Below are 23635 nucleotides of genomic sequence, written 5' to 3'. Positions count from 1 at the left end.
CTTCGGCTTACATCATACCCATTCCGCCGCCGCCTGCAGGCATTGCAGGCTCATTGGATTTGATATTGGCAACTACGGACTCCGTTGTCAATAAGGTGGACGCTACACTGGTAGCATTCTGGAGAGCGCTTCTGGTAACCTTGGTAGGATCCAGGATTCCAGCCTCTACCATATCCACATATTCTTCCGTCAATACGTTGAAGCCAACGCCCTGCTTGCTTTCCTTAATCTTGCTGATTACAACGGCACCTTCCAGACCTGCATTGTATACGATGCTGTATACGGGAGCCTCAAGAGCTTTTAATATAATATTGGCACCGGTCTTCTCATCGCCGTGCAGAGTCTTTGCAAATTCCGCAACATCCTTGGAAGCATGGATATAAGCGGAGCCGCCGCCTGCAACAATACCTTCCTCCACTGCCGCTCTGGTAGCTGCAAGAGCATCTTCCATACGGAGCTTATTCTCCTTCATCTCGGTCTCAGTAGCCGCACCAACACGGATTACTGCCACACCGCCTGCCAGCTTAGCAAGTCTTTCCTGTAACTTCTCTTTATCGAATTCGGAAGTGGTTTCCTCGATCTGAGCCTTGATCTGGCTGATTCTCTGGCTGATCTCGTTCTTATCTCCTTCTCCGTCAACAATAATGGTATTTTCCTTCTGAACCTTCACACTCTTGGCGCGGCCTAACTGCTCCAGAGTGGTTTCCTTCAGATCAAGACCCAGCTCATCGGAGATTACGGTACCGCCGGTCAATACGGCGATATCCTGGAGCATAGCCTTTCTTCTGTCACCATAGCCGGGAGCCTTAACAGCCACTGCCGTGAAGGTTCCTCTTAATTTATTGAGAACCAGGGTGGTAAGGGCTTCGCCTTCCACATCCTCGGCGATAATCAGTAATCTTGCGCCGGTCTGAACGATCTGCTCCAGAACCGGAAGGATTTCCTGAATATTGGAGATCTTCTTATCAGTAATCAGGATGTAAGGATTGTCCAGGTTGGCTTCCATCTTATCCATATCGGTACACATATATGCGGATACATAGCCGCGGTCAAACTGCATACCCTCTACCAGATCCAGCTCTGTCTTCATGGTCTTGGATTCTTCGATGGTGATAACACCGTCATTGGATACCTTCTCCATCGCATCGGCAACTAACTGGCCTACTTCGTCATCCCCTGCGGAGATAGCGGCAACTCTTGCAATCTGTTCCTTGCCCTTTAAGGTGGAGCTCATCTTTAAAATAGAATCAACAGCAATCTCGGTAGCCTTCTTCATGCCTCTTCTTAAGATAATGGGGTTAGCACCTGCTGCCAGATTCTTAATCCCTTCTGAAATCATTGCCTGTGCAAGAACCGTAGCCGTGGTGGTACCGTCACCTGCCACATCGTTGGTCTTGGTCGCTACTTCCTTTACCAGCTGCGCTCCCATATTCTCAAAGGGATCTTCCAATTCAATTTCCTTTGCAATGGTAACACCGTCGTTGGTGATCAGGGGTGCACCAAAGGATTTGTCAAGAACAACATTTCTTCCCTTCGGTCCAAGGGTAACCTTTACTGTATCTGCTAATTTATTCGCACCAACCTCAAGGGCGGCTCTGGCTTCTGCGCCGTATTTAATTTCCTTTGCCATGGTAATATCTCTCCTTCTCTTCGTCTTCTATGTTCTTAGTCTTCCACCACTGCAACAATGTCGTTCTGCTTCACGATGATGAATTCCTCATCCTCAAGCTTCACTTCTGTTCCGGCATATTTTGAATAGATAACCTTATCGCCAACCTTAACCTGCATCGTTACTTCTTTTCCATCCACCATTCCGCCGGGTCCTACGGCGATTACCTGAGCCTGCTGAGGCTTTTCCTTTGCCTGGCCGGGCAATACAATACCGGATTTTGTGGTCTCTTCTGCCACCAGCTGCTTTAATACTACCTTATCTCCTAATGGTACAAGTTTCATTTGCTAATTCCTCCTTCAAACTTTAACTTTTAGTGATTATTAGCACTCTGTGTTGTTGAGTGCTAATCTGATTTATATATTAGTAAATTTGCCTTTAATATGCAACTTCCTTTCTATGACGATACTTCAGCAAATTTAATAATTTCTCACTTATTCTTTATTTTACTCTCTATATCTCATTTTTTTTAATTTTTCTGTTTTCCAGAGCCGATTTCCTTACCGGCAATTGGCTTTAAGAAAAGGGGGTTAACACCCCCCTGAACTTCTTAAAAGGCTCGCAGGCTTCTGCCAGCCATATTCACATTAATTAGTATATTCATAAACAGGAACGATATACCATAAACATAGATCTTACTTATTATTGTAATAAATACTGTTCGTCTTCTGCATGGCCCTTGGCAGGGAGTCCTTTGCGTTCTTCCAGGGCTCATCCGCATAGCGGTAATCAAATTTGTTGATAAACCACTCCAGATCATCCCGGACACGCTTCATATTCTCAAGATAGAGGGAATTCAGCTGCCGCAGGAAATCCTCCAGCTCTTCTCCGCTGAGATGCTGGGGTGCGGCAGAATACAGTACCTTATAATGCCCCGTGCAAAAGCCCTTCGATGCCTTGAATTTGTCACGGAAGGCTTTCTCCGTATGATAGAGATGAAAAATAGTGGCTACATAGCGGTCAAAGGTATTGTCAATCTTCTCACATACAAAGCAGTTCTGCTCCAGTTCATTGAGATATCCCACCACTCCCGGCGTTCCGCTCCTCTTGCGGAACAAGGAGGGGGCCGCCGGTCTGGGTCCCGAACCCGACAGCTTTTCTGTATCCTTGATCAGCTTATCCATATGGGTCTTCAGAATCAGCGCCAGCCCAAGCCGGTTCTGATTCTTATGCAGCAGCTCCAGATGCTTTTCACAAAAGCCCAGGCGTGAAGTAGCCTCCCGGATATCATCCTCCATATAGCTAGGGCCCATGGTAAAATCCACCGCATTTACCTCCAGCGTCTTGCGCATGGAGCAAAGCGGACATTCCGTATCTGAATCAAACGCCTCATTTACCGGTATTGTATATAATTTTTCCTTCAATGCCTTCTCCCGCCTTTATCGATTATTCCTCTCTTAACAGCGCCTTGATATCCCTTGCCTTTTGTTTAATCCGCTCGTTGGCATTCCTGGAGGTTAAAACCTTGGATATCCATCGGCTGGACTCCGTAATCTTTCCTGTCTTTCTGCCCAGCTCCGCCATAAGCAGGGACATAGTAACCTCATCCATGCCGCACATGGGGAAGTTCTCCTTACTAAAAGCTTCTTCAAATCCTATATAAGCCTTCTCAATAAAATCCCGTTCTTCTTTTTCCATTTCCTCCAGCTGCTTCTGATAATCAGGCGTGTTCTTCGGCAGCGCCTCCGCCTTTCCCCTGAGCAGCCAGGCTATCTTAAGACAGGTATAAGCCCGTTCCGAGGTCTTCGCCTTCTTCACGATGGAATTCACCAGAGCCAGCTTATGCCGTATCATGGCATCATCATAGGTGAATACGCTGTTATTCTCCTTAATCCCCTTGAAATTAGCGGAGATATTTGTCTTAATCAGAGTGGCCTGGGCATTGGTTACATATTTAAAGAAACGGTTCAAAGCCGCAAAGCCGCAGTGAGGGCATACAACTGCATCATATTTGAGGGGATCCATAAACTGGTATATGGGCCTTAAATCAGAATCCAAATTGGCCAGCTTCACCTTCCCCGACTTCACCATCTTAGATTTAAATTCCTTATCACACACCGGACACACAAAGGATTTGTCAAAAATGGCATCCTCCTCTGAAAACGACGGCTTATCATCTTCTGCGGACTTGTCCCCCGCGTCCTTTTCCTTTTCGTCATAAATGTCCATTTCAGACAAATTCTTCAGACCAAAAGCCTCCAAGCCTGAAAATAAATTTTCCAATGTTATATCCTCCTTCTTCTTTTCAATCCATTACTCCGGTTTATAGGAACTCTTAAGCGACACAATCCGGTTAAAGACCGGCGCTTCCGGTGTTGAATCCTTACTGTCCAGGCAGAAAAAGCCCTGTCTCAGGAACTGGAAGCTCTCCGGGGCCTTCGCAGCGGCAATCCCTGGCTCCACATAGCATTCCTTTAATATAGTAAGGGAATTGGGATTCAAATTCAGACTTCCATCCTCATTATATACACCCTTTTCTTCATCGACCAAATTCTCATAGAGGCGAACCTCCGCTTTGATCGCTGTCTCTGCGGCAACCCAGTGAATTGTTCCCTTTACCTTCCGTCCGGTAAAACCGGAGCCGCTCCTTGTCTCCGGATCATAGGTACAATGTACCTCCGTCACTCTGCCGTTCTCATCCGTAACATAATCCTGACAGGTTACAAAGTAGGCATTCATCAGACGGACTTCATTGCCCGGATAGAGGCGGAAATATTTCTTAGGAGGCTCTATCATAAAGTCCTCCCGCTCAATATACAGTTCCCTCCCAAAAGGCAGCTGTCTGACGCCCATTTCTTCATTTTCCTGATTGTTGGGCGCCTCCAGATATTCTATCTGTCCTTCGGGGTAATTGGTAATGATCAGCTTGATGGGATCCAGCACCGCCATGATTCTGGGTCTCTTCAACTTCAGATCCTCCCGGATGCAGTACTCCAGCATAGCATAATCCACAGAGCTCTGGCTCTTGGACACACCGCACAGCTCCATGAACATCTGAATGGATTCCGGTGTGAAGCCCCTTCTTCTCAGTGCACTGATGGACACCAGGCGCGGGTCATCCCAACCGTCCACAATTCCTTCCTCCACCAGCTTCTTGATGTAGCGCTTGCCGGTGATCACATTGGTCAGATACATCTTGGCAAATTCAATCTGCTTCGGCGGGCATTCATATTCCAGCTCTCTCACCACCCAGTCATAAAGAGGACGGTGATCCTCGAATTCCAGAGTACAGATGGAGTGGGTAATTCCTTCGATGGCATCCTCAATGGGATGGGCAAAATCATACATGGGATAAATGCACCACTGATCTCCCGTATTGTGGTGGGACACCCTGGCCACGCGGTAGATGACCGGATCTCTCATATTGATGTTGGGAGATGCCATATCGATCTTGGCCCGCAGGACCTTGGAGCCGTCCGGCAGCCTGCCCTCCTTCATATCCTCAAAAAGTCTCAGATTCTCTTCGATGCTGCGGTCGCGGTACGGGCTGTTCTTCCCCGGCTCCGTCAGAGTTCCCCGGTATTCCCGGATCTCTTCCGCCGTAAGATCACATACGAAAGCCTTTCCCTTCTTAATGAGCTTAACTGCCGCCTCGTACATCTGCTGGAAGTAATCTGAAGCAAAGAACAGGCGATCCTCAAAATCACCTCCAACCCATTTTACATCCTCGATGATGGAGTCTACATACTCTGTCTTTTCCTTGGTGGGATTGGTGTCGTCAAAACGAAGATTGAACTTCCCGCCGTACTTCTTAGCCAGGCCATAATTTAAAAGAATGGACTTGGCATGTCCGATATGAAGATAACCGTTAGGCTCCGGCGGAAATCTGGTGGCAATCTGCTTTACCCTTCCCTCCTCCAGATCCTTATCGATAATCATCTCAATAAAATTCTTGGAAACCGTCTCTTTCTCCGCTGTCTCCGGCTCCATTCCCGCTAGTCTGTCTTTATCTTCCATGAAAAACCTCCCGGTTAATAGTTGTCATCCCTGATCATGATGAATTCTGTTTCTTATTATAATGCCATATATAGATATGTTATATAATACCACAATTAATCTTAACTTAAAAGTACTAAAATTCATCAAATAATGGGTTGCCTCCTATCTTTGCCCCGGCTTATGGAAATTTATACATTGATATCCCCTTCTTAGCGTAAATCCTATACCTGCCGTTATCGGAATGATAAGCCGACGTAATAGAAGGGATAAAATACTTTTTTACGCTTTCCGGCTTCTGTTGGATATACTGCCGGGCGGATTCAAGCATGATTTGTTGATTGTGAAATCCTCCATTAAGAAAGCGTCCGCCTCTAAATCGTATAACTCAACTTCTTCTTCCTCCTCATTCGCTGCAGTCATTGAAATAAAAATCTGTAACCGTTCTAACAACGTGTAATACCGAGCCAGTTTCTGCTTTGCCAGCCGCAATTCAAAAGCCTTGTCGTTTGTCACATATTCCGCTCCGCGCTTGCTCAATACTTGATACAACTCCATATAAGTATCTTGAAAAATATCGCTGATGTCTGCAGTGTACTTACACTTCGAGGTAATAAACGCCAACACCGTTTTACTTGTGGAGCTGTAGATATCATCAAACCGAGAAACGATGTCCGGGTCCGGCATCAAATCACCTCCTCTTGCTATTATAGCGGCGTATAAGCCGCGAAAATTTTCAATTCCATAATTATTTTTTATGGTCTTGCAGTTTATGGGTTCTTATATAGCCATATGATACTATTATCTATATCAGAGGAAATCGGTATAATAAATAGAGAAAAAGTATTTTATCACAAATCCTTATTATAATATGATAGCGTAGTAAAATAAAAAATAGGAGCAGAATCACGAAAGGAGTTATCATACTATGAAGAAAAAGGGATATGTCTTCAAAAAAACGCCAATGCAAAGTTGTCTCCTTGCAATCGGCGTTTTAGATGTGATTATAGATATGTCTCACACAGCTCAATCCTGCTGCTCCCTGCGGTATCTGGCCAGCAGCAGATCCAGCATTCTTCCGTAGCTCTTCACTCCATCGGCCTGAGCATTGACCTTGAGGTAGGTGTCATTAATCTTGCTGGATACCGTGCTCACTACGGTATCCTCATACTGCTGCCAGTATCTGGAGTTTGCTCTCAGATCCTTCACAACCCCTTCGTTGTATTGGCCGCTTATTTCAAAGTAAAGCTCCGGACTCTGGTCATACAGCGCATTTCCCGATGTGATCAGAGCCAGCATGGTGGCGCTGTATTTCAGATCCGCATGCTCCGATTTCATTCCTGCCAGATAAGCGATATAATTCGCCTCGTCCTCCCGCATAAATCCCCGCAGATGAGCCAGCTCATGGAGCATAGTCACGGGAATGGAGTAATCCGGCACATCCACATTAACATTCGCCTCCATGGTAAATGGAAAGAACATTCCCGTTATCTCCGTCATTGACATCATCCTCGAGAGCAGAACAGACTTTGGGGCCCCATATCTCCCGCCCAAAACGGGATAATCCCCGGCCAGCTGCTCAAAGGCCTTCTCTGCCTCCCTGCCAAGCTCCCGGTGATTCATACTCAGGCGGAATACCCCCTCCTCATCTTCCAGCAACGGCTGCTGGGCATTGGGTGATCTCAGCCCGTTGGCATCCAGCATCAGCCCTTCCGTAAGGGCATACAGTTCTTCCACCGTAGATTCCACTATCTCCAGATTAGAATAAACACTGAAGGAATACCTGTAATAATTCAATCCCCCCAGGAGGATGAATGCAAAAAGAATTACGCTGAGAGTACATCCCAGATTGAGAATCCCTTTTACCAGTATCTCCTTACGCCGCTCTTTATCCAGAATCAGCTTAAGAACAAACCGCGACAGAAATGCCAGAACCGCCAAAGGCAGCAGAACAACGATCAGTTCCCCCAGGGAAAAGGGGAATACCCCTGTAATATTGGAGACAATCTGAGAAATCCACTTATAGATATGTTTTGCATAGATCTCCTCCGCAAAAAAACTGCTTTTCTTGGCAAGCTGCACCAGGAGCAGCGAAACCGGCAGCAATATCAACAGCCAGCTTCTCTTATAGATTATAAGCTTCTTCATACCGTCATCCCCCGTTTGTTCAAATGCTCTTTTATTCCTAATTAATAGTAGCATGGAACCGGCTTTCCTGCAACAGTTTGCATAAAATTCGACACAGATAATCATTTCCATTTCTATGATTTGTACAAAAAATATACACAAAAGTAGCAGTTCAGGGTAAAGATGACCCCAAAGATATATTGTGGATTAGAACTTCGGAACTACCGCCGAGTCATAGGTCTCATTGATGAAATCTCTTACAGCATCGCTTTTCAGGGCTTCAATCAGAGCCTTGATATCCCCTCTGTCCTCATTTCCCTTGAGAACAGCTATGATATTGCCATAGGTTTCAGCAGCGATGGAATCCTTGCCCTCGAAAGCGATGGCATCCTTTGATACATTCAGTCCGGCTTCAATCGCATAGTTGCCGTTGATGACCGCCATAGCGGCATCCTGCCGGGAGCGGACAAGCTGGGCAGCTTCGATTTCCACGATCTCCAGCTTCTTGGGATTCTCAACAATATCATTCTTGGTTGCCTTCAGGCCGATTCCTTCCTTCAGCTCGATCAATCCCTCAGCCTCCAGCAGCAGAAGAGCTCTTGCTTCATTGGTGGCATCGTTGGGAACTAAAATCTGCGCTCCCTCGGTTAATTCGTCAAAGGATGCAACCTTGCCGGGATATACACCGTAGGGCTCATAATGAATAATTGCGGCAGATACCAGATTCGTCTTATTCTCCTCATTAGACTGCTCCAGATAAGGCAGGTGCTGGAAGTAGTTGGCGTCCAGTTCTCCGCTTTCCAGAGCCAGATTCGGCTGAACATAATCGGCATATACAACGATCTTAAGCTCATAACCCGCTGCTTCCAGGGCAGGCCTGGCCTTCTCCAGTATCTCCGCATGGGGAGTGGCGCTGGCACCGACAACCAGTATCTTATCCTCCACATTCTTTTTCTGGCAGCCGGTTGCGGCTACCGTAAGCAGGGTAAGTACTACTAAGATAGATATTATTTTTTTCATAGATAAATCCTCCTTGTCTTTATTCATTTTATATTTTATCAAATTTTTGTATTCTTTATTTCGCTCTTAATCCTGCTTCCGCATTCTCATCATCCCTATAATCTCTTGTCGGCACGCTTCATCCATTTGAAGCCTGCTTCCTGGAGCACCTGCACGATTAAAACCAGGATAGCTACCGTGATGAACATGATCTCCGTCTCATAGCGGTAATAGCCGTAACGGATCGCAATGTCACCCAGTCCTCCGCCGCCGAAGATACCCGCCATGGCGGAATAGCTTAGAATAGTTGTTACTGCTATGGCACCTCCGACAATCAGCGAGGGCCTTGCTTCGGGAAGGAGCACCTTGCAAATAATCTGGAATGGGGTTGCCCCCATGGACTGCGCCGCCTCCACAACACCCTTATCCACTTCCTGCAGTGAGGATTCCACCAGTCTGGCAATATACGGGGCCGAGGCGATAATCAGGGGAACCACCATGGCAGTGGGACCGATGGTAGTGCCTACCACCAATCTGGTAAAGGGCATCACCGTAATCGCCAGAATGAGAAAGGGCACGGAACGCAGGAGATTTACCACAACTCCCAGCACCTTGTTCACCGGTACCAGAGGCGCGATTCCTTCCCTATCCGTTACCACCAGCAGAACTCCCATGGGTAAACCGATGAGGTAGGCGATCAGGGAAGAGAGCAGGGTCATATACAAGCTCTCCAGTACACCCATTCCCAGCATATTAATGACTTCCGGACTCCACATGCTACCTCACCTCCTCATAGGTTATCTGGTGTGCCTTCAAATAGTGAATGATCCTGTTATATCCGGATGCATCATCCGGCAGCTGGATTACCATCTGCCCGAAGGCTTTGCCGTCAATATCCTTTGTATCTGCAAATAATATGTTCACCGGTGTCTTACATTCCAGAACCATATTGGATATCACCGGTTCAAAAGAGGACTTGCCGTCAAAGATGATACGGCACTGCCTTTCTCCGGTATAATTGTCAATATGGGTCTCTCCTGAGAACACCAGCTGCCTGGCAATGGCGGACTGGGGCCGGACAAAGACCTCTTCCACCTCGCCCACCTCTGCAATCCGGCTCTGATCAATGATCGCCACCCGGTTACAGATCTCCTCGATTACAGTCATCTCATGGGTAATAACAATTACGGTAATCCTCAGCCTCCGGTTGATCTCCTTAAGCAGGCTCAGGATAGAACGGGTGGTGGTGGGATCCAGGGCGCTGGTGGCCTCATCGCAGAGCAGAATCTTGGGATTGGTGGCAAGAGCCCTGGCAATGGCTACCCTTTGCTTTTGACCGCCGGACAGCTGGGCCGGATAAGCTCCTGCTTTCTCCGATAGTCCCACCACCTCCAGCAGCTCCTTTGCTCTGGCCCTGGCATCTTTCTTGGATACCCCGGCCAGCTCCAAAGGAAAGCAGATATTTTCCAGAGCCGTTCTCTGCATCAGCAGATTGAATTGCTGGAAGATCATCCCCATGGACTGCCTCGCCTTCAGCAGCTCCCTCTTCGGCAGACTTCCCAGATCGGCCCCGTCAAAGATCACCCGGCCGCTGGTAGGACGCTCCAAAAAATTAATACAGCGCACCAGTGTGCTCTTTCCCGCTCCGCTGAGTCCGATGATTCCGAAGATCTCTCCTTCAAATATAGCAAGATTAATATCCTCCAGCGCCTTTACCTCGCTGTTCTTGCTCTGGAACACCTTGCCCAGCCCCACAAGCTGAACGATCGGTTTTTGATATGCCACAGCCCCCACCTCCAATTTAAACAACGAATGGTATGCTTTGCGAACCATTCTTAATGCTAACAAAAAAACAGGACCGCTATGATAAGCTTCCTGTTCTGTAATTCATCCTATCTCAAAGAGAAGATGCAATCTCTTTTTGCACATATGAAAACATCACATTTACCTATCACGCAAATATGTCATCGCCGGCATGCACATGCCGCACATATTGTTGCACATAGTACGCATTGATGTTCTCATAATCGTCCTCCTTGCTTCGGTTTCCATTCTGTTTTATAAAATATATCCTAGGAATGGGGTTAGTATACATGATAGAATTTGAGTTGTCAATGCATTTTTGATGATTTTTCAAAAAAATTATATATTTCCTATATGTTATGTATGATTTATTGTTATTCTTCTTAATTTTTGACGGACTCGTTGCCGATGAGCATCGGCGAGGCCGGATCATGCCTGGCGCAATTTCTGAGGATGGAGTCTTCGCTATGATTGGCATAGCAATAGATACAACCGTTTCTGCAAGTATTATATGCCCCGATATCCACGCTTTGAATACAGCCGCAGCCGCTGCGCTGGCTCTTGTCCCTCTTCACCTTCAGCGGATGCCCAAGAATCCCTTCTATCGTATTCTGATCAATGCAGGAGGCGGGGCAGATTCCTTCAGGGGATAAGTCCACCGCTTCGCAGCATGCCCGCAGTTCAATCTGATGTCTTCCAGCAATTCCGGCAAACTCTGCGGCTAATCTGCGCATCTGTTCCTCGCTTATTGTCTTGATTACACGCTCCCTCACCAGCCTGGCCAATTTACTGTATTGGTCAACAAAGCTGATCGTGCAAAGCTGCGTATATCCGGAGAGTCTCTCACAAAGATTGGCGAATTCCCTATAATGATATTCTAAGGGGATACGGTCATTTATTATGACAGGATCATATCTCCAGAGCACCCTGTGCCTTCCCAGACGCCGGGACAGCTGCTGAAAGGTTGAAACAATCTCCGGTTTATCTCTAAGATGGGGTTCTATCTCCTTGCCGTAGGGCGTTAAGGTGAATTGAAAATAATAAGAATATCCCATCTCCTCCAACCGCTCCAGCTTATCCATCAACGGAAGCGGATCCTTTGTCCAGAATACAATACAGTCTATATTCTCCGGTGACAAATCTACCTTGCAAATCTGGGCATGATTCATGGGATTCCGGTATAAGGCATAGCCTTCCTCCAGCCGGTTCATCAGCCACTGCGAATAATAGCACGGCAGATCCGTTCTTCTTGATGCCGAAAGTATCATATCTCTTACCTTCCTTTTAAAGATAATATAGTTATAATTGTTGCGGGGGCTCAGCGGAAATATGCAGCACGAAATGCAACACAAAACAAAAAACCCCTGAAAATTCAGAGGTTATAAAATCGAGGCGACAAGATTTGAACTTGCGACCTCTGCGTCCCTAACGCAGCGCTCTAGCCAAGCTGAGCCACGCCTCGATATTTATTTATGCCCTTGAGGACAACAATGATATTATATTATGATCCTATTCGTTTGTCAACATAAAGAATTACTTTTTGCAAAATTCTTTTTATCCTCTTTTTACCAGCCATTTTTTTATTTTGATTGAGAGAAACTCCCGTCTGAAACAGCCGGATGGAAGCTGATGGAAGCTTTCTATTTCAAGTATTGATAAAACCCTGCGGAATGATTATAATAAAGCCATTGGATTTTATCCAATATCCATAATCAGACAAGCAGGGAGAAAATTTTATGAAACACACGATTTTAGGTCAGGAGAAAAACATAGCTTATGTAGAGATATCCGAAAAAATAAACGATGTGCAATCAGCACTTGATTTCATCATGTCTGCAAATTACGAAACGAATTGCAGCAGGCTTGTTTTAGATAAAGGCTGTTTTGCAGATGAATTCTTTGTATTGAGCAGCGGTCTCGCCGGAGAGGTTCTTCAGAAGTTTGTAACCTATCATGTGAAAATGGCAATTGTCGGTGACTATTCCGGCTATACCAGCAAGCCGCTCAAGGATTTTATTTACGAAAGCAACCGGGGCAATCATTTCTTCTTTGTTTCGACACTGGAAGAGGCGGTTGCAAAGCTGGAAGCCGCAAAATAACGAGACGCTGCATTAGTGAACGAAAACCCCGGAGCCATTAGCCATATGGCTCCGGGGCTTTCCGCCTTCTAATTATCCTTCGCCTGCCGTTCATCGTTATTTGCTCAGTACAATAAACTCCCAGGGCTCCAGACTCATGCTGTTCTCTCCCGCTTTCAGCTCCTGCTTCTGTGAGGTCATCAGCTCCTGCCCTGCAAAATCCTGCTCCAGCGTGAATTTTACATCCGCACTCCGGTCAGACAGATTTAGTATCACCAGAATCTGATCCTCCTCCTTCTGCCGCCGGTACACCAGTACCCTCTCGGTGGAGGAATCCAAAAACCGAATCTCTCCTCCCGCATTGCCGTTCCACAGAGCCGGATGCTCCAGCTTCAGATGAATCAACCTGGTAAGCAGCTCTTCGTTCTCAAAGCCCTCCCATTGGATCTCATCCTTCTCAAAAAACTCCAGCCGGTGATCCAGGTTCACCTCCTGCCCGGAATAAACCAGGGGCATACCCGGGACAGTGAAGATCAGCGCCAGCATCGCCTGCTGGGCATCTCCGATCCTCTCCTCCACCGTTCCGTTCCAGGAATTCTCATCATGATTATCAATAAAATGAAGAGGATAGGTCCCTTTGGGGTAGTTCTTCACCTTATTCTTAAAATACAGGGTCAGACCTCCGGCCTTCTTGCTTCCTCTCGCCACACTGTTCAGATCATGGAAGAAGCTCCAGCCGTAGTTGGAATTAAAAGCATTTATTAAAAGCGCCGTTGCTTTATCATCCTCCGCCAGCATATAAACCGGTTTGATCTTCTCCAGCTTCGTCCGGGCCGTCTCCCAGAAATCCACAGGCACACCCCCGGCATAATCGCACCGGAAGCCATCCACATCGAACTCCTTCACCCAATAGGTCATCGCCTTCAGCATCGCCTGCCGCATGTCCTTATTGTCAAAATTCAGATCCGCAACATCCTCCCAGGTCTCCGGGTAGACAATCTTCCCGCTGGAATCCTTCGTATACCAGTCCGGATGCTCCCTCACCCAGGCATTATCCCAGCCCGTGTGGTTGGCCACCCAATCCATAAGCACCTTAAAGCCCATCTCATGGCAGCGCTCCACCAGATGCTTAAAATCCTCCTTTGTACCGAACTCAGGATTAACCTCCTGATAATCGGCAATGGAATAATAGGAGCCCAGGCTGCCCAGCCGCTTCTCCCTGGAAATAGGATGAATGGGCATAAACCATAGAATCTTCACACCCATTTCCTGCAGCCTCGGCAGGTGCTCTTCAAAAGCCTTAAAGGTTCCTTCCTTGGTATATTGCCGGATATTGACCTCATACATAGTGGCATTCTCGGACCATTCCGGCACCTTCACTCCGCCCTTGTCTGCGCCTGCGCCGCAGCCGGCCAGTATGGACAGGAGCAGTATCGTTGAAATACATTTCGTAATGAATTTACGCATATACCGCCCTCCTCTTATCCCTTCCCGGCTGTTCTTCCATAAAGCAAACTGATCTTATACAGTTTCTCTGCCAGCCCGCGATCCAGCATCTCCGGCGTATAACGCCACTGCCAGTTATTCCTTGTCGTTCCGGGAGTGTTCATCCGGGCAGCACTATTAAGCCCCATCACATCCTGTAAGGGAACGATTGCCATCCGGGATACGGATCCGTAGCAGGTACGGATAAAGTCCCAGGCAATCTCCTGTCCCTCCGTATTCATATACTGCTTCACCTTCTCCTGGCATCTCCGATCCGCCTGCAGATACCAGCCCAGGGTAGTATCATTATCATGGGTACCGGTATAACAGACACTTCCCGGCACATAATTATGGGGCAGGAACAGATTTTCCTCCGTATTATCAAAGGCAAACTGCAGAATCTTCATTCCGGGAAGGCGGAAATGATCTCTCAGCTCCACCACCTCCGGGGTAATCACACCAAGATCCTCCGCAATAATGGGAAGCTCCTCGCCCAATTCCTCCTGCAAGGCATAGAATAAATCCTTATATGGTCCCTTACGCCACTCTCCGTGAATCGCAGTCTCTGCTCCGTAGGGAATCGCATAATAGGCCTCAAAGCCTCTGAAATGATCAATTCTCAGCAAATCCACCATCTCCAGGGCGGCCCTTACCCGTTTCACCCACCAGCTGAACTTCTGCTCCTTATGGACCTCCCAGTTATACAGGGGATTCCCCCATAACTGGCCTGTTTCTGAAAAATAATCCGGCGGAACCCCTGCCACAACCAGGGGATACCCCTCCTCGTCCAGATAGAAGAGCTCCTTATTCCCCCATACATCCGCACTGTCAAAGGCGGTAAAGATGGGAATATCTCCAATAATAGAAATCCCCTTGCTGTTGGCGTACTCTTTCAGCCGGAACCACTGCTTGAAAAAGAGGAACTGTACAAAGGAATAATAACGTACCTTCCGCTCCAAACGGCGGCGCCAGCTCTGCCGGACCTCCTCCGAGGGAAAAGCAATCTCCCGGTCCCATTGGCACCACATAACCCCTCCCTGGGTATCCTTCACCGCCATAAACAGGGCATAATCCTCCAGCCATTCCTTCTGCCTCCGGCAAAATTCCTCAAATTCCTCCGCTATGGCCCCATCCTCTTTCTCTTCAAACCGCCGGTAGGCCGTCTGAAGCAGCTTCCGCTTATAAGGAATTACCTGTCCGAAATCAACCTTCTCCGGGTCCCATTTCTCAGGCTTTCTCTCCTGCTTTGTCAGAAGGCCCATCTCTCCCAGAAGCTCCGGGCTGATAATCAGCGGCTGCCCTGCAAAGGAAGAAAAGGATTGATACGGCGAATCCCCATACCCGGTAGGCCCAAGGGGCAGCACCTGCCATAGGGTCTGGCCTGCTTCCGCCAGAAAATCAATAAACTCATAGGCACTGGGCCCCAGATCTCCGATCCCATAAGGCCCCGGAAAAGATGTCGGATGCACCAGAATGCCACCCCTCCTGCCCGAATGGGCAAGGCTTTCAACCGATTTTCTTTCCACTAAAAAACCTCCCAACTCATGTCATTTATGCTTTAGAATATAATATCCATAGGGTTCAAGCTCCAGCGCATCCTTCAGGCAAAGCTCTTCCTCCTGCCACAGATCCAGGCAGGATTGATTCCTCATATCCTCCGGCAGCTCCAGGCTGTTTCTTTCATCAGAACGGTTCATCAGTACAGAATAAACCTCGTTCCCGGTAAATCTCTGATATAGAAGAATATCCGGATTCCCCGCCGGAATAAACCGCAGCTCTCCTTCGTCCCTAAGAATGCTGTGTTTCCTCCGAATGCCCAGAAGCTTCTTCATAAACTCCAACAGCTCCCTGTCCTGCTTCTCCGGCTCCCAGATCATCGGTCTGCGGCAATCCGGGTCCTGCCCCCCGGTCATCCCCACCTCATTGCCATAGTAGACGGAAGGAGCTCCGGTATGGGTCATCATGAATACATAGGCCAGCTTCAGCCTTTCCTTCCTCTCGCCTGCCTGATTTAAGAATCTGGCTGTATCATGGCTGTCCAGCAGATTATACATGGCCGCATTCACCTGCCTCGGATACTGGAAATTTACGTGATTTACCCTTCTGGCAAAATCCTCGGCCCCGCACAGCTCCTTGGCAAAGAAATCTGTCGCCGCATCCCGCAACGGGTAATTCATCACCGCATCAAACTGGTCTCCCGCCAGCCAGGGATTGGCATCATGCCATACCTCACCGATGATATAGGCCTGGGGATTCTTCTCCTTGACCACCTTGCGGAATTCACGCCAGAAGGCATGATCCACCTCGCTGGCCACATCCAGCCTCCAGGCATCAATGGGGGCAATATCACTCCAATAACGGATCACATCCAGCAGATATTCCCTTGTCTGGGGATTCTCCGTATTCAGCTTGGGCATACTGGGTGTAAAGGCAAAGCTCTCAAAATTAAGCACCTTCGAGGAGTACAGATCGATGGAGCTGTCATAGACCGGATATCCATGAATATGAAACCAGTCTTTATAGCTGGAATCCTGTCCATATTCTACCACATCCTGGAACGGTTGAAAATAAAAACCGCTGTGGTTGAACACAATATCCAGCATAATCCGGATTCCCCGTGCATGAGCCTCCTCCACCAATTTTACCAGAGTCTCCTGACTGCCAAAATGAGGGTCAACCGCCAGATAATCAATGGTATCGTATTTGTGGTTGGAGCGGGACTGGAAGATTGGGGTAAAATAAATACCGTTCACCCCTAATTCCTGCAAATAATCCAGGTGATCCATCACTCCCTGAAGGTCTCCGCCGTAATAATCCCAGGGAGTGGGCCGGTCCTCCTCCCATGCCTTCTTATCCTCCGGATCATTGCTCCTGTCCCCGTTGGCAAAGCGTTCCGGAAAGATCTGATACCAGACCGTATCCTTCACCCAGTCCGGTGCCCGGAAGACATCCGCCTGATTAATATAGGGAAAGCAGAAAAAGTTCAGCGGCCGGAACAGCTCCGGGTCCGTATCCGAAGTAAGCCGGCAAAACCTCTGCTCCCCGTACAGATACTCCTGCCCGCCGCTTTTCAAACAGAAGGCATAACGCATTCTCTTCCATTCCGGCCGGACCTGTGCAAACCAAAAATCATGAATACCGTCGTCGCCAACCTTCTCCATTCTCACACGTTTCCCGTGCCAGTCCCAAACCGTCTCTTTCCCTTCTCCTTTGCGTTCCCGATAATCATAGGGATCGCCCCAGAGCAGCTCCGCCGCTTGTACATCATCCTTCTTGGTCTGCAGCTTGATATGAACGATTTCCCTGTTATACGCATATGCGTAACTGCTGCTGCCTTTATGAAATACTGCTGACTGTTCCATTCTCTCCTCCTATTACTGCTTTACAGCACCAACTAATAAAATCTCACATAGTACTCCGAATAAATTCCGGTTCAGTCCCAAGGTATGAAGCTCTGTAATGATTTTGGCAGCGTCTGCATGGCTCTGCTTCAAATTCGCTCTCACCAGCCCATAGATTCTCTCCTTCAGCTGGAATTCAATCTGAGCCTGATCCAGGAAGGACAGCAGCTCCTCCTCGATCCGGTTATCCGCCAGCTGCGGTCTGTTACCGAACTGAACCAGCAGCTCCCGGTCTGTCCGTACCTTGTCCAGAATAAGTTCAATGGAATTCCTGCCGGTATCATATTCTTGTTCAAACTTTATCGCTTTCCCTCCCGAGGTAACCATAATCTCCCGGCAATCCCGGAAACCGGAAAAGCTTAACCGGTAATATCGGTGATCCGGTATCAGTTCCGTTCTGCCCTGGGCTGCTTCAATACGGAAGCAGTATCCCTTCCTCCAATTAAGCGCCATATTGGTCTTTACCCAGGCTCCGTCTTCATATTCCAGACTCTCTCCGTCATCCTCGTACAGGCAGAACCTTCCGTCCTCCCCTCCAAAGATCCGGATATCCAGCCGTTCGGGATTGCTTATGTCATTACCCGTCTCCTCCCCGGCCCTCATGGGAACAATGCCTCCGGCCCTGGCCAAAACCGGAAGGCCGGCCAGGCTTCGGTACATCTCAAGACACCTTCCTCCCTCATAGATCCTGCCGCAAAAGAAATCGATATAGATTCCCCCCGGGAGCCACACCTTCACCGGTGCCAGGTTAAGAGACCGGTCCATGGCTTCCGTCACCGGCACCACAATCAGCTCCGTGCCGAAATAATATTGATTCCCCGCCTCGTACGCCTGGGCACTCTCCGGGTATTGATAATACATGGGCTGGATCAGGGGCTCTCCTTCTACGCTGCACCGGTAGTTCATGGTGTAGAGATAGGGAAGCAGCCGATGCCTCAACCTTAGAAAATTCCTCATAATCTCATGGACGACCCGGTTATAGCGCCAGGGCTCCTTCCCGTTGAAAAGACTTCCCGAGCTATGCAGGCGCATAATGGGGGAGAACACACCAAACTGCAACCATCTGGCCGCCAGCTCATCGTCCCTGATTCCATTCATATGCCCGCCGATATCATGGCTCCACCAGCCAAAACCGATATTGGAGGCCGTGGCCGTAAAATAGGGCTGGAACCTTAAGGTCTCCCAGGATATTACGGAATCTCCCGAAAATCCGATGGGGTAACGATGGCTGCCCGGCCCCGCATACCTGGACAGGATCAGAGCACGCTTTCCGCTCTCTGACTGATCCAGGAAATGAAAATGATTCAACATCCAAAGAGGGTCCATTCCCTCCATCCTGGAGCTGCTCCCCTGCTGCCAGTCAATCCACCAGAAGTCCACTCCCGCCCGCTCATTGGGGTGATGCAGATATTTAAAATAAGCCTTGAGGAACTCCTGATCCGTCAAATCAAAGGGAATGGGCAGCGCTGTCCGCGATTCCTTATTTACCCCCAGCTCCCCGGCCATCTCCTCGTACATTTCTTCATGGGGCCGAACCCCATCCGCAGGATGAACGTTCAGGGTAATCCGCATCCCCTTCTCATGAAGCCAGCTCATAAAGCCCGGGGGATCAGGAAATAGCTCCCTATTCCAGGTATACCCGGTCCAGCCGCTGCCATATTGTGGATCAAGGCTGGTCAGATGCCAGTCCATATCCATTACGGCAACCGTAAACGGAATCTGCTCTGCTTCAAAGCGTTCTACCAGAGCCTTGTAGCTCTCTTCGGTATAACGGTAGAATCTGCTCCACCAGTTCCCCAGGGCATACCTGGGAAGCATCGGGGTGGCCCCGGTCAGACGGTAATAATCCTTCAAACAGCTCCGGTAATCCCGCCCGTAACCAAAGAAGTACAAATCGATAATGCCTTCCTCCCTCGGCTCCGGCCATCCGTCCTCCCGGATTAGAAGGGATTTGCTGTCATCCAGAATGGAGAAGCCATTTCTGGATAAAAGCCCCGGCTCCAGTTCAATGGGTCCATCCGCTCCATCCAGCGTCCTTGCCGTCCCTCCCAGATTCTGCGCCGGTTCCGAGTAATTCCAAACACTGTGATATACCGTGAAGTTTCCTCTCAGCTTTACGGTCAGCCCGTTACGGGAGAACTTCTTCTTATCATACAGGATATGGACTGCCTCGGTCAGGAGCTGGAGACCCTCCTCCCCGTCAATCACCTGGAAGTTCCGGGGTTCAAAGTCCCTGTGAAGCACGGTCTGTGTCGCACGGTCCTCAAATATACCTGCCTCATTATACTCCATGCGAATCAGGCATGGCGTCAATATTGTAAATCGGTAGCAATCACCCTGCACAATATTTTCCGGTGCACATTGGGGGGTGATTTTTAATTGATCTGTCTTACTCAAGATTCGTCCTTTCCGATGTCGTTATCTCTTCTGCGCTGTGAGTAGGTTCCATCCGTATTTAAAGTTTGATTCTCAGCAGTATCGGTTCCTGCCGGAGTCGGAGTCTCCGGCCTTTAAGCTCTACCGGCTGCCCGTCAATGATATTTTTATAAATGCCGTCGGGAATTTCATTGATTACGGTATAATTCTCATTCTCCACCGTAAGATCAATCTCCCCCGCCTTTAGTCCTACATTAAAGATTCCCAGGAGCATCTCCCGGTCTCGGATATAGCTTCCATAGATCACCTGGTCTGCCGGCATGGGGTGGATTTTATAGACGCCCTGGGCAAAGATCTCATCCTTCTTCAATTCTCCCAGACGTATAAGGAAAGAGACAAAGTCCTCCTCCAACCCCTCCCAATCTACCGGATCCACGCCGAACAACGAGGGCAGCTTCCGGTTCTTTGCTTCCTGCCCTGCATAAATCAGCACCGCGCCCTTCTCAAAATACATAAATGCGGTCCACATCCGCAGCATCCCCTCATTGGGGATCAAAGCCGCCGCCCTGGGGTTGTCATGATTCTCCAGGTATCTCAGCTTAACATAATTCTCAGGATAAATTACCTCCTGCTGCCGTTTTCTTTCCAACACCTTTTCCAACGGAAGCTTTCCCTGAAAATATTGCAGCAGCTCTCCATGGGTATCATAGTCATAGCAGATATCAAAAACCCCGTATACCTCGCTGTCCGAAGCCATGGAAAAGCCCCGGCTTCTCACATGCTCAATGAAGCCCGGATGAACCGTCTCCGCCAGAAGGATCACCTCCGGATTAAGCTTCTCCAGTGCCTGCCTTGCTTCCTTCCAGAATTCCATGGGCACGATGGGAGCAACGTCACAGCGGAAGCCGTCCACTCCCAGCTCCGTCCACATCTGCAGCGCTTTTATCTGAGGCTCCCACAGCTCCCGGTTGTCATAGTCCAGATCAATGATATCCGACCAGTCTGCAATCCGGTTGGCAAACCTGCCGTCCCTGCGGTAATAATACTCCGGGTGCTCCTTCACATATACGGCATCATGGGAGGTATGATTATATACCACATCGATCATCACCTGCATATCCAGACCGTGAATCGCATCGATCAGCTCCTTGAACTCTTCCAGCGTTCCGTACTCCGGATTCACCCCAGTATAATCCTGGATGGAATAGGGGCAGCCCATCCCTTTTTTATTCAGGTCTCCGATAGGATGGATCGGGAGGAACCAGATAATGTCCGTTCCCAGCTCCTTAATCCGGGGAAGATCCTCCAGCACATCGGTAAACTTCCCGTTTTTGCCGTGATTTCGGACATAAACCGAATAGATTATCTTATTTCTCAATGATTTCTTCGTGTTTTTTGCCATATTGGAACCTTACCTTTCTCGCTGCCTCAGCCGGCTATTCCTTATTCGCGCCGGCGCTGAGTCCTTCAATCAAGTACCGCTGCAGGAACAGATAAAGGATGGCAATGGGAACCGCCACCAACACTGCGCCCGCCGCAAACATGGTGAAATTCGTATTGGTCTCAGTGTTAATCATCTCATACAGCCCTACCGCCAGGGTCTTTTTCTTACTGGAAGAAATCAGGAAGCTGGGCAGGATATAGTCAAACCAGGGCGCCATAAACTGCGTGATAGCCACAAAGGTCAGAATCGGAAACATAATGGGCAGTACAATCTTCGTGTAAATCTGCAGCTTGGTAGCTCCGTCAATCTGGGCCGCCTCATCCAGGGAGATGGATACATTTTTCAAATATCCCTTAATCAGCCAGGTGTTGTAAGGAATCTGGCCTGCCGAATAGATCAGCACCAGCGCCAGAGGCTGGTTCAGCAGACCAAAATTCAGAAAGAATACATAAATCGCGATCATTCCCATAAAAGTAGGGAACATCTGCAGAATCAATATCGCCAGCAGGCCAATCCTCTTCCCTGCAAATTTCAGACGGGCGAACACATATCCCATGGTCCCCACCAGGAGTACGGATACGATCATATTGACCACCGCCACCGACAGAGTGTTCAGATACCAGAGCTTGTAATCTGTCTTCGTCAGCAGACGGATGAAATTATTCAGAGTCGGATGCTTGGGAATAGCGGTTGCCGATGCCAGGGAGGAGCCGGGGTTGAAGGACGAGCCTACAATCCAGATCACCGGGTACAGTATGGATATTGCCAGGATAATCAACAGGGCATAGATCCCGATATAGGCCAGGATATCTTTGATGCGGTCTGCCACAGACAGGGTATTTTTCTTACGCGGTCTCTCCATCATTCATTAATCCTCCTTAAATGCATCGCTTCGTAAAAAGTTCCAGGTAGATATGCTTCCGATCAAAAGGAAGATCAGAATGGACATAACGGAAGCCATGTTATACATCTTGAAATCTCTGGTCATGTTGTAAATCCAGGTAATTAAAATATCCGTATGATTCGCGTATTCGTAGGCTATATTTCTCGGCCCTCCTCCGCTGAGGAAGAATACGACGCCGAAATTATTAAAATTACCGGCAAAGGACATGATCAGCAGCGGCATGGTCTGGGACAGCAGAATCGGGAAGGTGATTTTCCAGAAGCTCTGGCTGCTGTTTGCCCCGTCCACCTTTGCAGCCTCATACAGGGTCTTATCAAAACTTGTTAAAATTCCGGTCATAAGCATCATAAAATAAGGAACACCAAGCCAGAAGTTAATGATTACCAAGGTTATTTTCGCAATAGTGGCGTCGTTCAGCCAGGGAATGTTCATCTGCAGCATCCGGTTCAAAGGACCGTAGGTCTGGTTCAGGAAATTCCGGAACACCAGCAGGGACACCATGCTGGGGATTGCCCAGGGCAGAATTAAAATCGTACGCCAGATCTTCTTAAATACTACTCTCTTGTTGTTAATCACCACCGCTACCAGCAGACCGCCGAAGAAGGTGGTGAAGGTGGAAAGAATGGCCCAGATAACGGTCCAGCTCGCAACTCCCAGAAAGGTGCTTCTCCATCCGGGAAGCTGCAGTATCTTCGCAAAGTTGGAAAATCCAACCCAGTCAATTAAATCCGCAGGGGGATTGTGGTAAGCGTCATAGTTGGTAAATGCTGTTAAAAACGAAAATATAATCGGAAGAATGGAGACAAACATCATTAAAATCAAAGCAGGCGCACTGACCACATAAGCAAAACCGGTCTCAAACACCTCCTTGTAGAACTCCTTCGAGGTCTGCCGCTCTCCCGTCTCCCGGTATCTGATACAGGTATTGTTGGCGTCCCGGATGTTCATCAGCCAGATTACCGCAAGAATAAAGAGCAGGAAGAAGACGATAATGCCCTCGATCATCATGATGGGAGAATTATCCCGGAACCTTCCGCCGGTGGTCTCTCCCAATGTGATAAAACCATGGATACCTCTTCGGAAGAAGCCATAGCCCCAGTAATCCGGCTGTCCCGGAATTCCCGGGGATACCAGGGAGCTGGTGAGCACCTCCACCGCTACATATACAAACTGAAAGGCAAAGAAGAACAAGGCCTTCCCCTTCTGTTTATTCTTCATCTGGCCCAAGCCAAACAGGAAGAAAGAGAGCCAGCCGGAGGAGGTCATTCTCTGACCAATAAGCTTTTGCCACCATTTGGATGTCTTTTTTTTATTCATAACTCAAACTTCGCACTTGAATAAGTGCCTATGCACCTTGAAAATTCAATAATAACTGGCATAAAAATAGCATGAAACCGTCTGGTTTTGGTATAA

General features: G+C 48.4%; 19 protein-coding genes and 1 tRNA gene. 1 reads left to right on the top strand and 19 read right to left on the bottom strand.

Going from position 1 to position 23635, the window contains the following annotated elements:
* Window positions 1–7: 7 nt before the first annotated feature.
* The 12 genes from groL to HNQ56_RS06190 form a co-directional block, all read right to left on the bottom strand.
* Window positions 8–1630, bottom strand: coding sequence for a chaperonin GroEL (gene groL, locus HNQ56_RS06245; RefSeq protein WP_429143868.1), 1623 nt, complete (start codon window positions 1628–1630; stop codon window positions 8–10).
* Window positions 1631–1665: 35 nt separating this feature from the next.
* Window positions 1666–1953, bottom strand: coding sequence for a co-chaperone GroES (locus HNQ56_RS06240; protein ID WP_429143866.1), 288 nt, complete (start codon window positions 1951–1953; stop codon window positions 1666–1668).
* Window positions 1954–2304: 351 nt separating this feature from the next.
* Window positions 2305–3033 (bottom strand): DUF6062 family protein, encoded by a 729-nt coding sequence (locus HNQ56_RS06235; protein ID WP_429143865.1) that lies wholly within the window; start codon window positions 3031–3033, stop codon window positions 2305–2307.
* A 22-nt stretch (window positions 3034–3055) separates the two neighbouring features.
* Entirely contained in the window at window positions 3056–3892 is an 837-nt protein-coding gene (locus tag HNQ56_RS06230; RefSeq protein WP_429143863.1) for a DUF2225 domain-containing protein, read from the bottom strand.
* A 30-nt stretch (window positions 3893–3922) separates the two neighbouring features.
* Window positions 3923–5626 carry a glutamine--tRNA ligase/YqeY domain fusion protein gene (locus HNQ56_RS06225; protein WP_429143862.1) on the bottom strand — a complete coding sequence of 568 codons (1704 nt, stop codon included), beginning with the start codon at window positions 5624–5626 and terminating at the stop codon, window positions 3923–3925.
* A gap of 261 nt (window positions 5627–5887) precedes the next feature.
* Window positions 5888–6292 (bottom strand): hypothetical protein, encoded by a 405-nt coding sequence (locus HNQ56_RS06220; protein WP_429143860.1) that lies wholly within the window; start codon window positions 6290–6292, stop codon window positions 5888–5890.
* A 339-nt stretch (window positions 6293–6631) separates the two neighbouring features.
* Window positions 6632–7753 (bottom strand): DUF3810 domain-containing protein, encoded by a 1122-nt coding sequence (locus HNQ56_RS06215; protein WP_429143859.1) that lies wholly within the window; start codon window positions 7751–7753, stop codon window positions 6632–6634.
* Window positions 7754–7939: 186 nt separating this feature from the next.
* Window positions 7940–8752, bottom strand: coding sequence for a MetQ/NlpA family ABC transporter substrate-binding protein (locus tag HNQ56_RS06210; RefSeq protein WP_429143857.1), 813 nt, complete (start codon window positions 8750–8752; stop codon window positions 7940–7942).
* A gap of 95 nt (window positions 8753–8847) precedes the next feature.
* Entirely contained in the window at window positions 8848–9507 is a 660-nt protein-coding gene (locus tag HNQ56_RS06205; protein WP_429143855.1) for a methionine ABC transporter permease, read from the bottom strand.
* A gap of 1 nt (window position 9508) precedes the next feature.
* A complete protein-coding gene (locus tag HNQ56_RS06200; protein WP_429144444.1) occupies window positions 9509–10564 on the bottom strand; it encodes a methionine ABC transporter ATP-binding protein in 1056 nt (351 codons plus the stop codon).
* A gap of 353 nt (window positions 10565–10917) precedes the next feature.
* Window positions 10918–11802, bottom strand: a complete 885-nt coding sequence (locus tag HNQ56_RS06195) for a DUF1848 domain-containing protein (RefSeq protein ID WP_429143853.1) — start codon at window positions 11800–11802, stop codon at window positions 10918–10920.
* A 119-nt stretch (window positions 11803–11921) separates the two neighbouring features.
* Window positions 11922–11996 (bottom strand) — tRNA-Pro (locus tag HNQ56_RS06190).
* A 274-nt stretch (window positions 11997–12270) separates the two neighbouring features.
* Here HNQ56_RS06190 and HNQ56_RS06185 point away from each other — a divergent pair.
* Window positions 12271–12633 (top strand): DUF4180 domain-containing protein, encoded by a 363-nt coding sequence (locus HNQ56_RS06185; RefSeq protein ID WP_429143851.1) that lies wholly within the window; start codon window positions 12271–12273, stop codon window positions 12631–12633.
* A 96-nt stretch (window positions 12634–12729) separates the two neighbouring features.
* Here HNQ56_RS06185 and HNQ56_RS06180 read toward each other — a convergent pair whose 3' ends face one another.
* From HNQ56_RS06180 to HNQ56_RS06150, 7 genes are all read right to left on the bottom strand, one after another.
* Window positions 12730–14079 carry an alpha-amylase family glycosyl hydrolase gene (locus HNQ56_RS06180; protein WP_429143849.1) on the bottom strand — a complete coding sequence of 450 codons (1350 nt, stop codon included), beginning with the start codon at window positions 14077–14079 and terminating at the stop codon, window positions 12730–12732.
* 14 nt (window positions 14080–14093) lie between these two features.
* Window positions 14094–15623, bottom strand: coding sequence for a 4-alpha-glucanotransferase (gene malQ / locus HNQ56_RS06175; protein WP_429143848.1), 1530 nt, complete (start codon window positions 15621–15623; stop codon window positions 14094–14096).
* Between the two features lie 21 nt (window positions 15624–15644).
* Window positions 15645–17459, bottom strand: a complete 1815-nt coding sequence (locus HNQ56_RS06170) for an alpha-glycosidase (protein ID WP_429143846.1) — start codon at window positions 17457–17459, stop codon at window positions 15645–15647.
* Window positions 17460–17471: 12 nt separating this feature from the next.
* Window positions 17472–19790, bottom strand: a complete 2319-nt coding sequence (locus HNQ56_RS06165) for a glycoside hydrolase family 31 protein (protein ID WP_429143845.1) — start codon at window positions 19788–19790, stop codon at window positions 17472–17474.
* A gap of 163 nt (window positions 19791–19953) precedes the next feature.
* Window positions 19954–21276 carry an alpha-amylase family glycosyl hydrolase gene (locus tag HNQ56_RS06160; RefSeq protein WP_429143843.1) on the bottom strand — a complete coding sequence of 441 codons (1323 nt, stop codon included), beginning with the start codon at window positions 21274–21276 and terminating at the stop codon, window positions 19954–19956.
* A gap of 34 nt (window positions 21277–21310) precedes the next feature.
* Window positions 21311–22183 carry a sugar ABC transporter permease gene (locus HNQ56_RS06155; RefSeq protein WP_429143841.1) on the bottom strand — a complete coding sequence of 291 codons (873 nt, stop codon included), beginning with the start codon at window positions 22181–22183 and terminating at the stop codon, window positions 21311–21313.
* 3 nt (window positions 22184–22186) lie between these two features.
* Window positions 22187–23539, bottom strand: coding sequence for a carbohydrate ABC transporter permease (locus tag HNQ56_RS06150; RefSeq protein ID WP_429143839.1), 1353 nt, complete (start codon window positions 23537–23539; stop codon window positions 22187–22189).
* Between the last annotated feature and the right edge of the window lie 96 nt (window positions 23540–23635).

The organism is Anaerotaenia torta, assembly GCF_050433395.1.
Lineage (GTDB): Bacteria > Bacillota > Clostridia > Lachnospirales > Lachnospiraceae > Mobilitalea > Mobilitalea torta.
Note: the sequence above shows the minus strand (reverse complement) of the source record. Positions and strands in the feature narration are given on the sequence as shown.

Excerpts from the sequence above, each read along its gene's own strand:
- HNQ56_RS06240 (WP_429143866.1), bottom strand. The coding sequence starts at position 1,953 with ATGAAACTTGTACCATTAGGAGATAAGGTAGTATTAAAGCAGCTGGTG.
- HNQ56_RS06210 (WP_429143857.1), bottom strand. The coding sequence starts at position 8,752 with ATGAAAAAAATAATATCTATCTTAGTAGTACTTACCCTGCTTACGGTA.
- HNQ56_RS06170 (WP_429143846.1), bottom strand. The coding sequence starts at position 17,459 with ATGGAACAGTCAGCAGTATTTCATAAAGGCAGCAGCAGTTACGCATAT.
- HNQ56_RS06165 (WP_429143845.1), bottom strand. The coding sequence starts at position 19,790 with ATGGAGTATAATGAGGCAGGTATATTTGAGGACCGTGCGACACAGACC.
- HNQ56_RS06195 (WP_429143853.1), bottom strand. The coding sequence starts at position 11,802 with ATGATACTTTCGGCATCAAGAAGAACGGATCTGCCGTGCTATTATTCG.
- HNQ56_RS06215 (WP_429143859.1), bottom strand. The coding sequence starts at position 7,753 with ATGAAGAAGCTTATAATCTATAAGAGAAGCTGGCTGTTGATATTGCTG.
- HNQ56_RS06155 (WP_429143841.1), bottom strand. The coding sequence starts at position 22,183 with ATGATGGAGAGACCGCGTAAGAAAAATACCCTGTCTGTGGCAGACCGC.
- HNQ56_RS06205 (WP_429143855.1), bottom strand. The coding sequence starts at position 9,507 with ATGTGGAGTCCGGAAGTCATTAATATGCTGGGAATGGGTGTACTGGAG.
- HNQ56_RS06225 (WP_429143862.1), bottom strand. The coding sequence starts at position 5,626 with ATGGAAGATAAAGACAGACTAGCGGGAATGGAGCCGGAGACAGCGGAG.
- HNQ56_RS06180 (WP_429143849.1), bottom strand. The coding sequence starts at position 14,079 with ATGCGTAAATTCATTACGAAATGTATTTCAACGATACTGCTCCTGTCC.
- HNQ56_RS06160 (WP_429143843.1), bottom strand. The coding sequence starts at position 21,276 with ATGGCAAAAAACACGAAGAAATCATTGAGAAATAAGATAATCTATTCG.
- HNQ56_RS06185 (WP_429143851.1), top strand. The coding sequence starts at position 12,271 with ATGAAACACACGATTTTAGGTCAGGAGAAAAACATAGCTTATGTAGAG.
- groL (WP_429143868.1), bottom strand. The coding sequence starts at position 1,630 with ATGGCAAAGGAAATTAAATACGGCGCAGAAGCCAGAGCCGCCCTTGAG.
- HNQ56_RS06220 (WP_429143860.1), bottom strand. The coding sequence starts at position 6,292 with ATGCCGGACCCGGACATCGTTTCTCGGTTTGATGATATCTACAGCTCC.
- HNQ56_RS06150 (WP_429143839.1), bottom strand. The coding sequence starts at position 23,539 with ATGAATAAAAAAAAGACATCCAAATGGTGGCAAAAGCTTATTGGTCAG.
- HNQ56_RS06200 (WP_429144444.1), bottom strand. The coding sequence starts at position 10,564 with ATGGTTCGCAAAGCATACCATTCGTTGTTTAAATTGGAGGTGGGGGCT.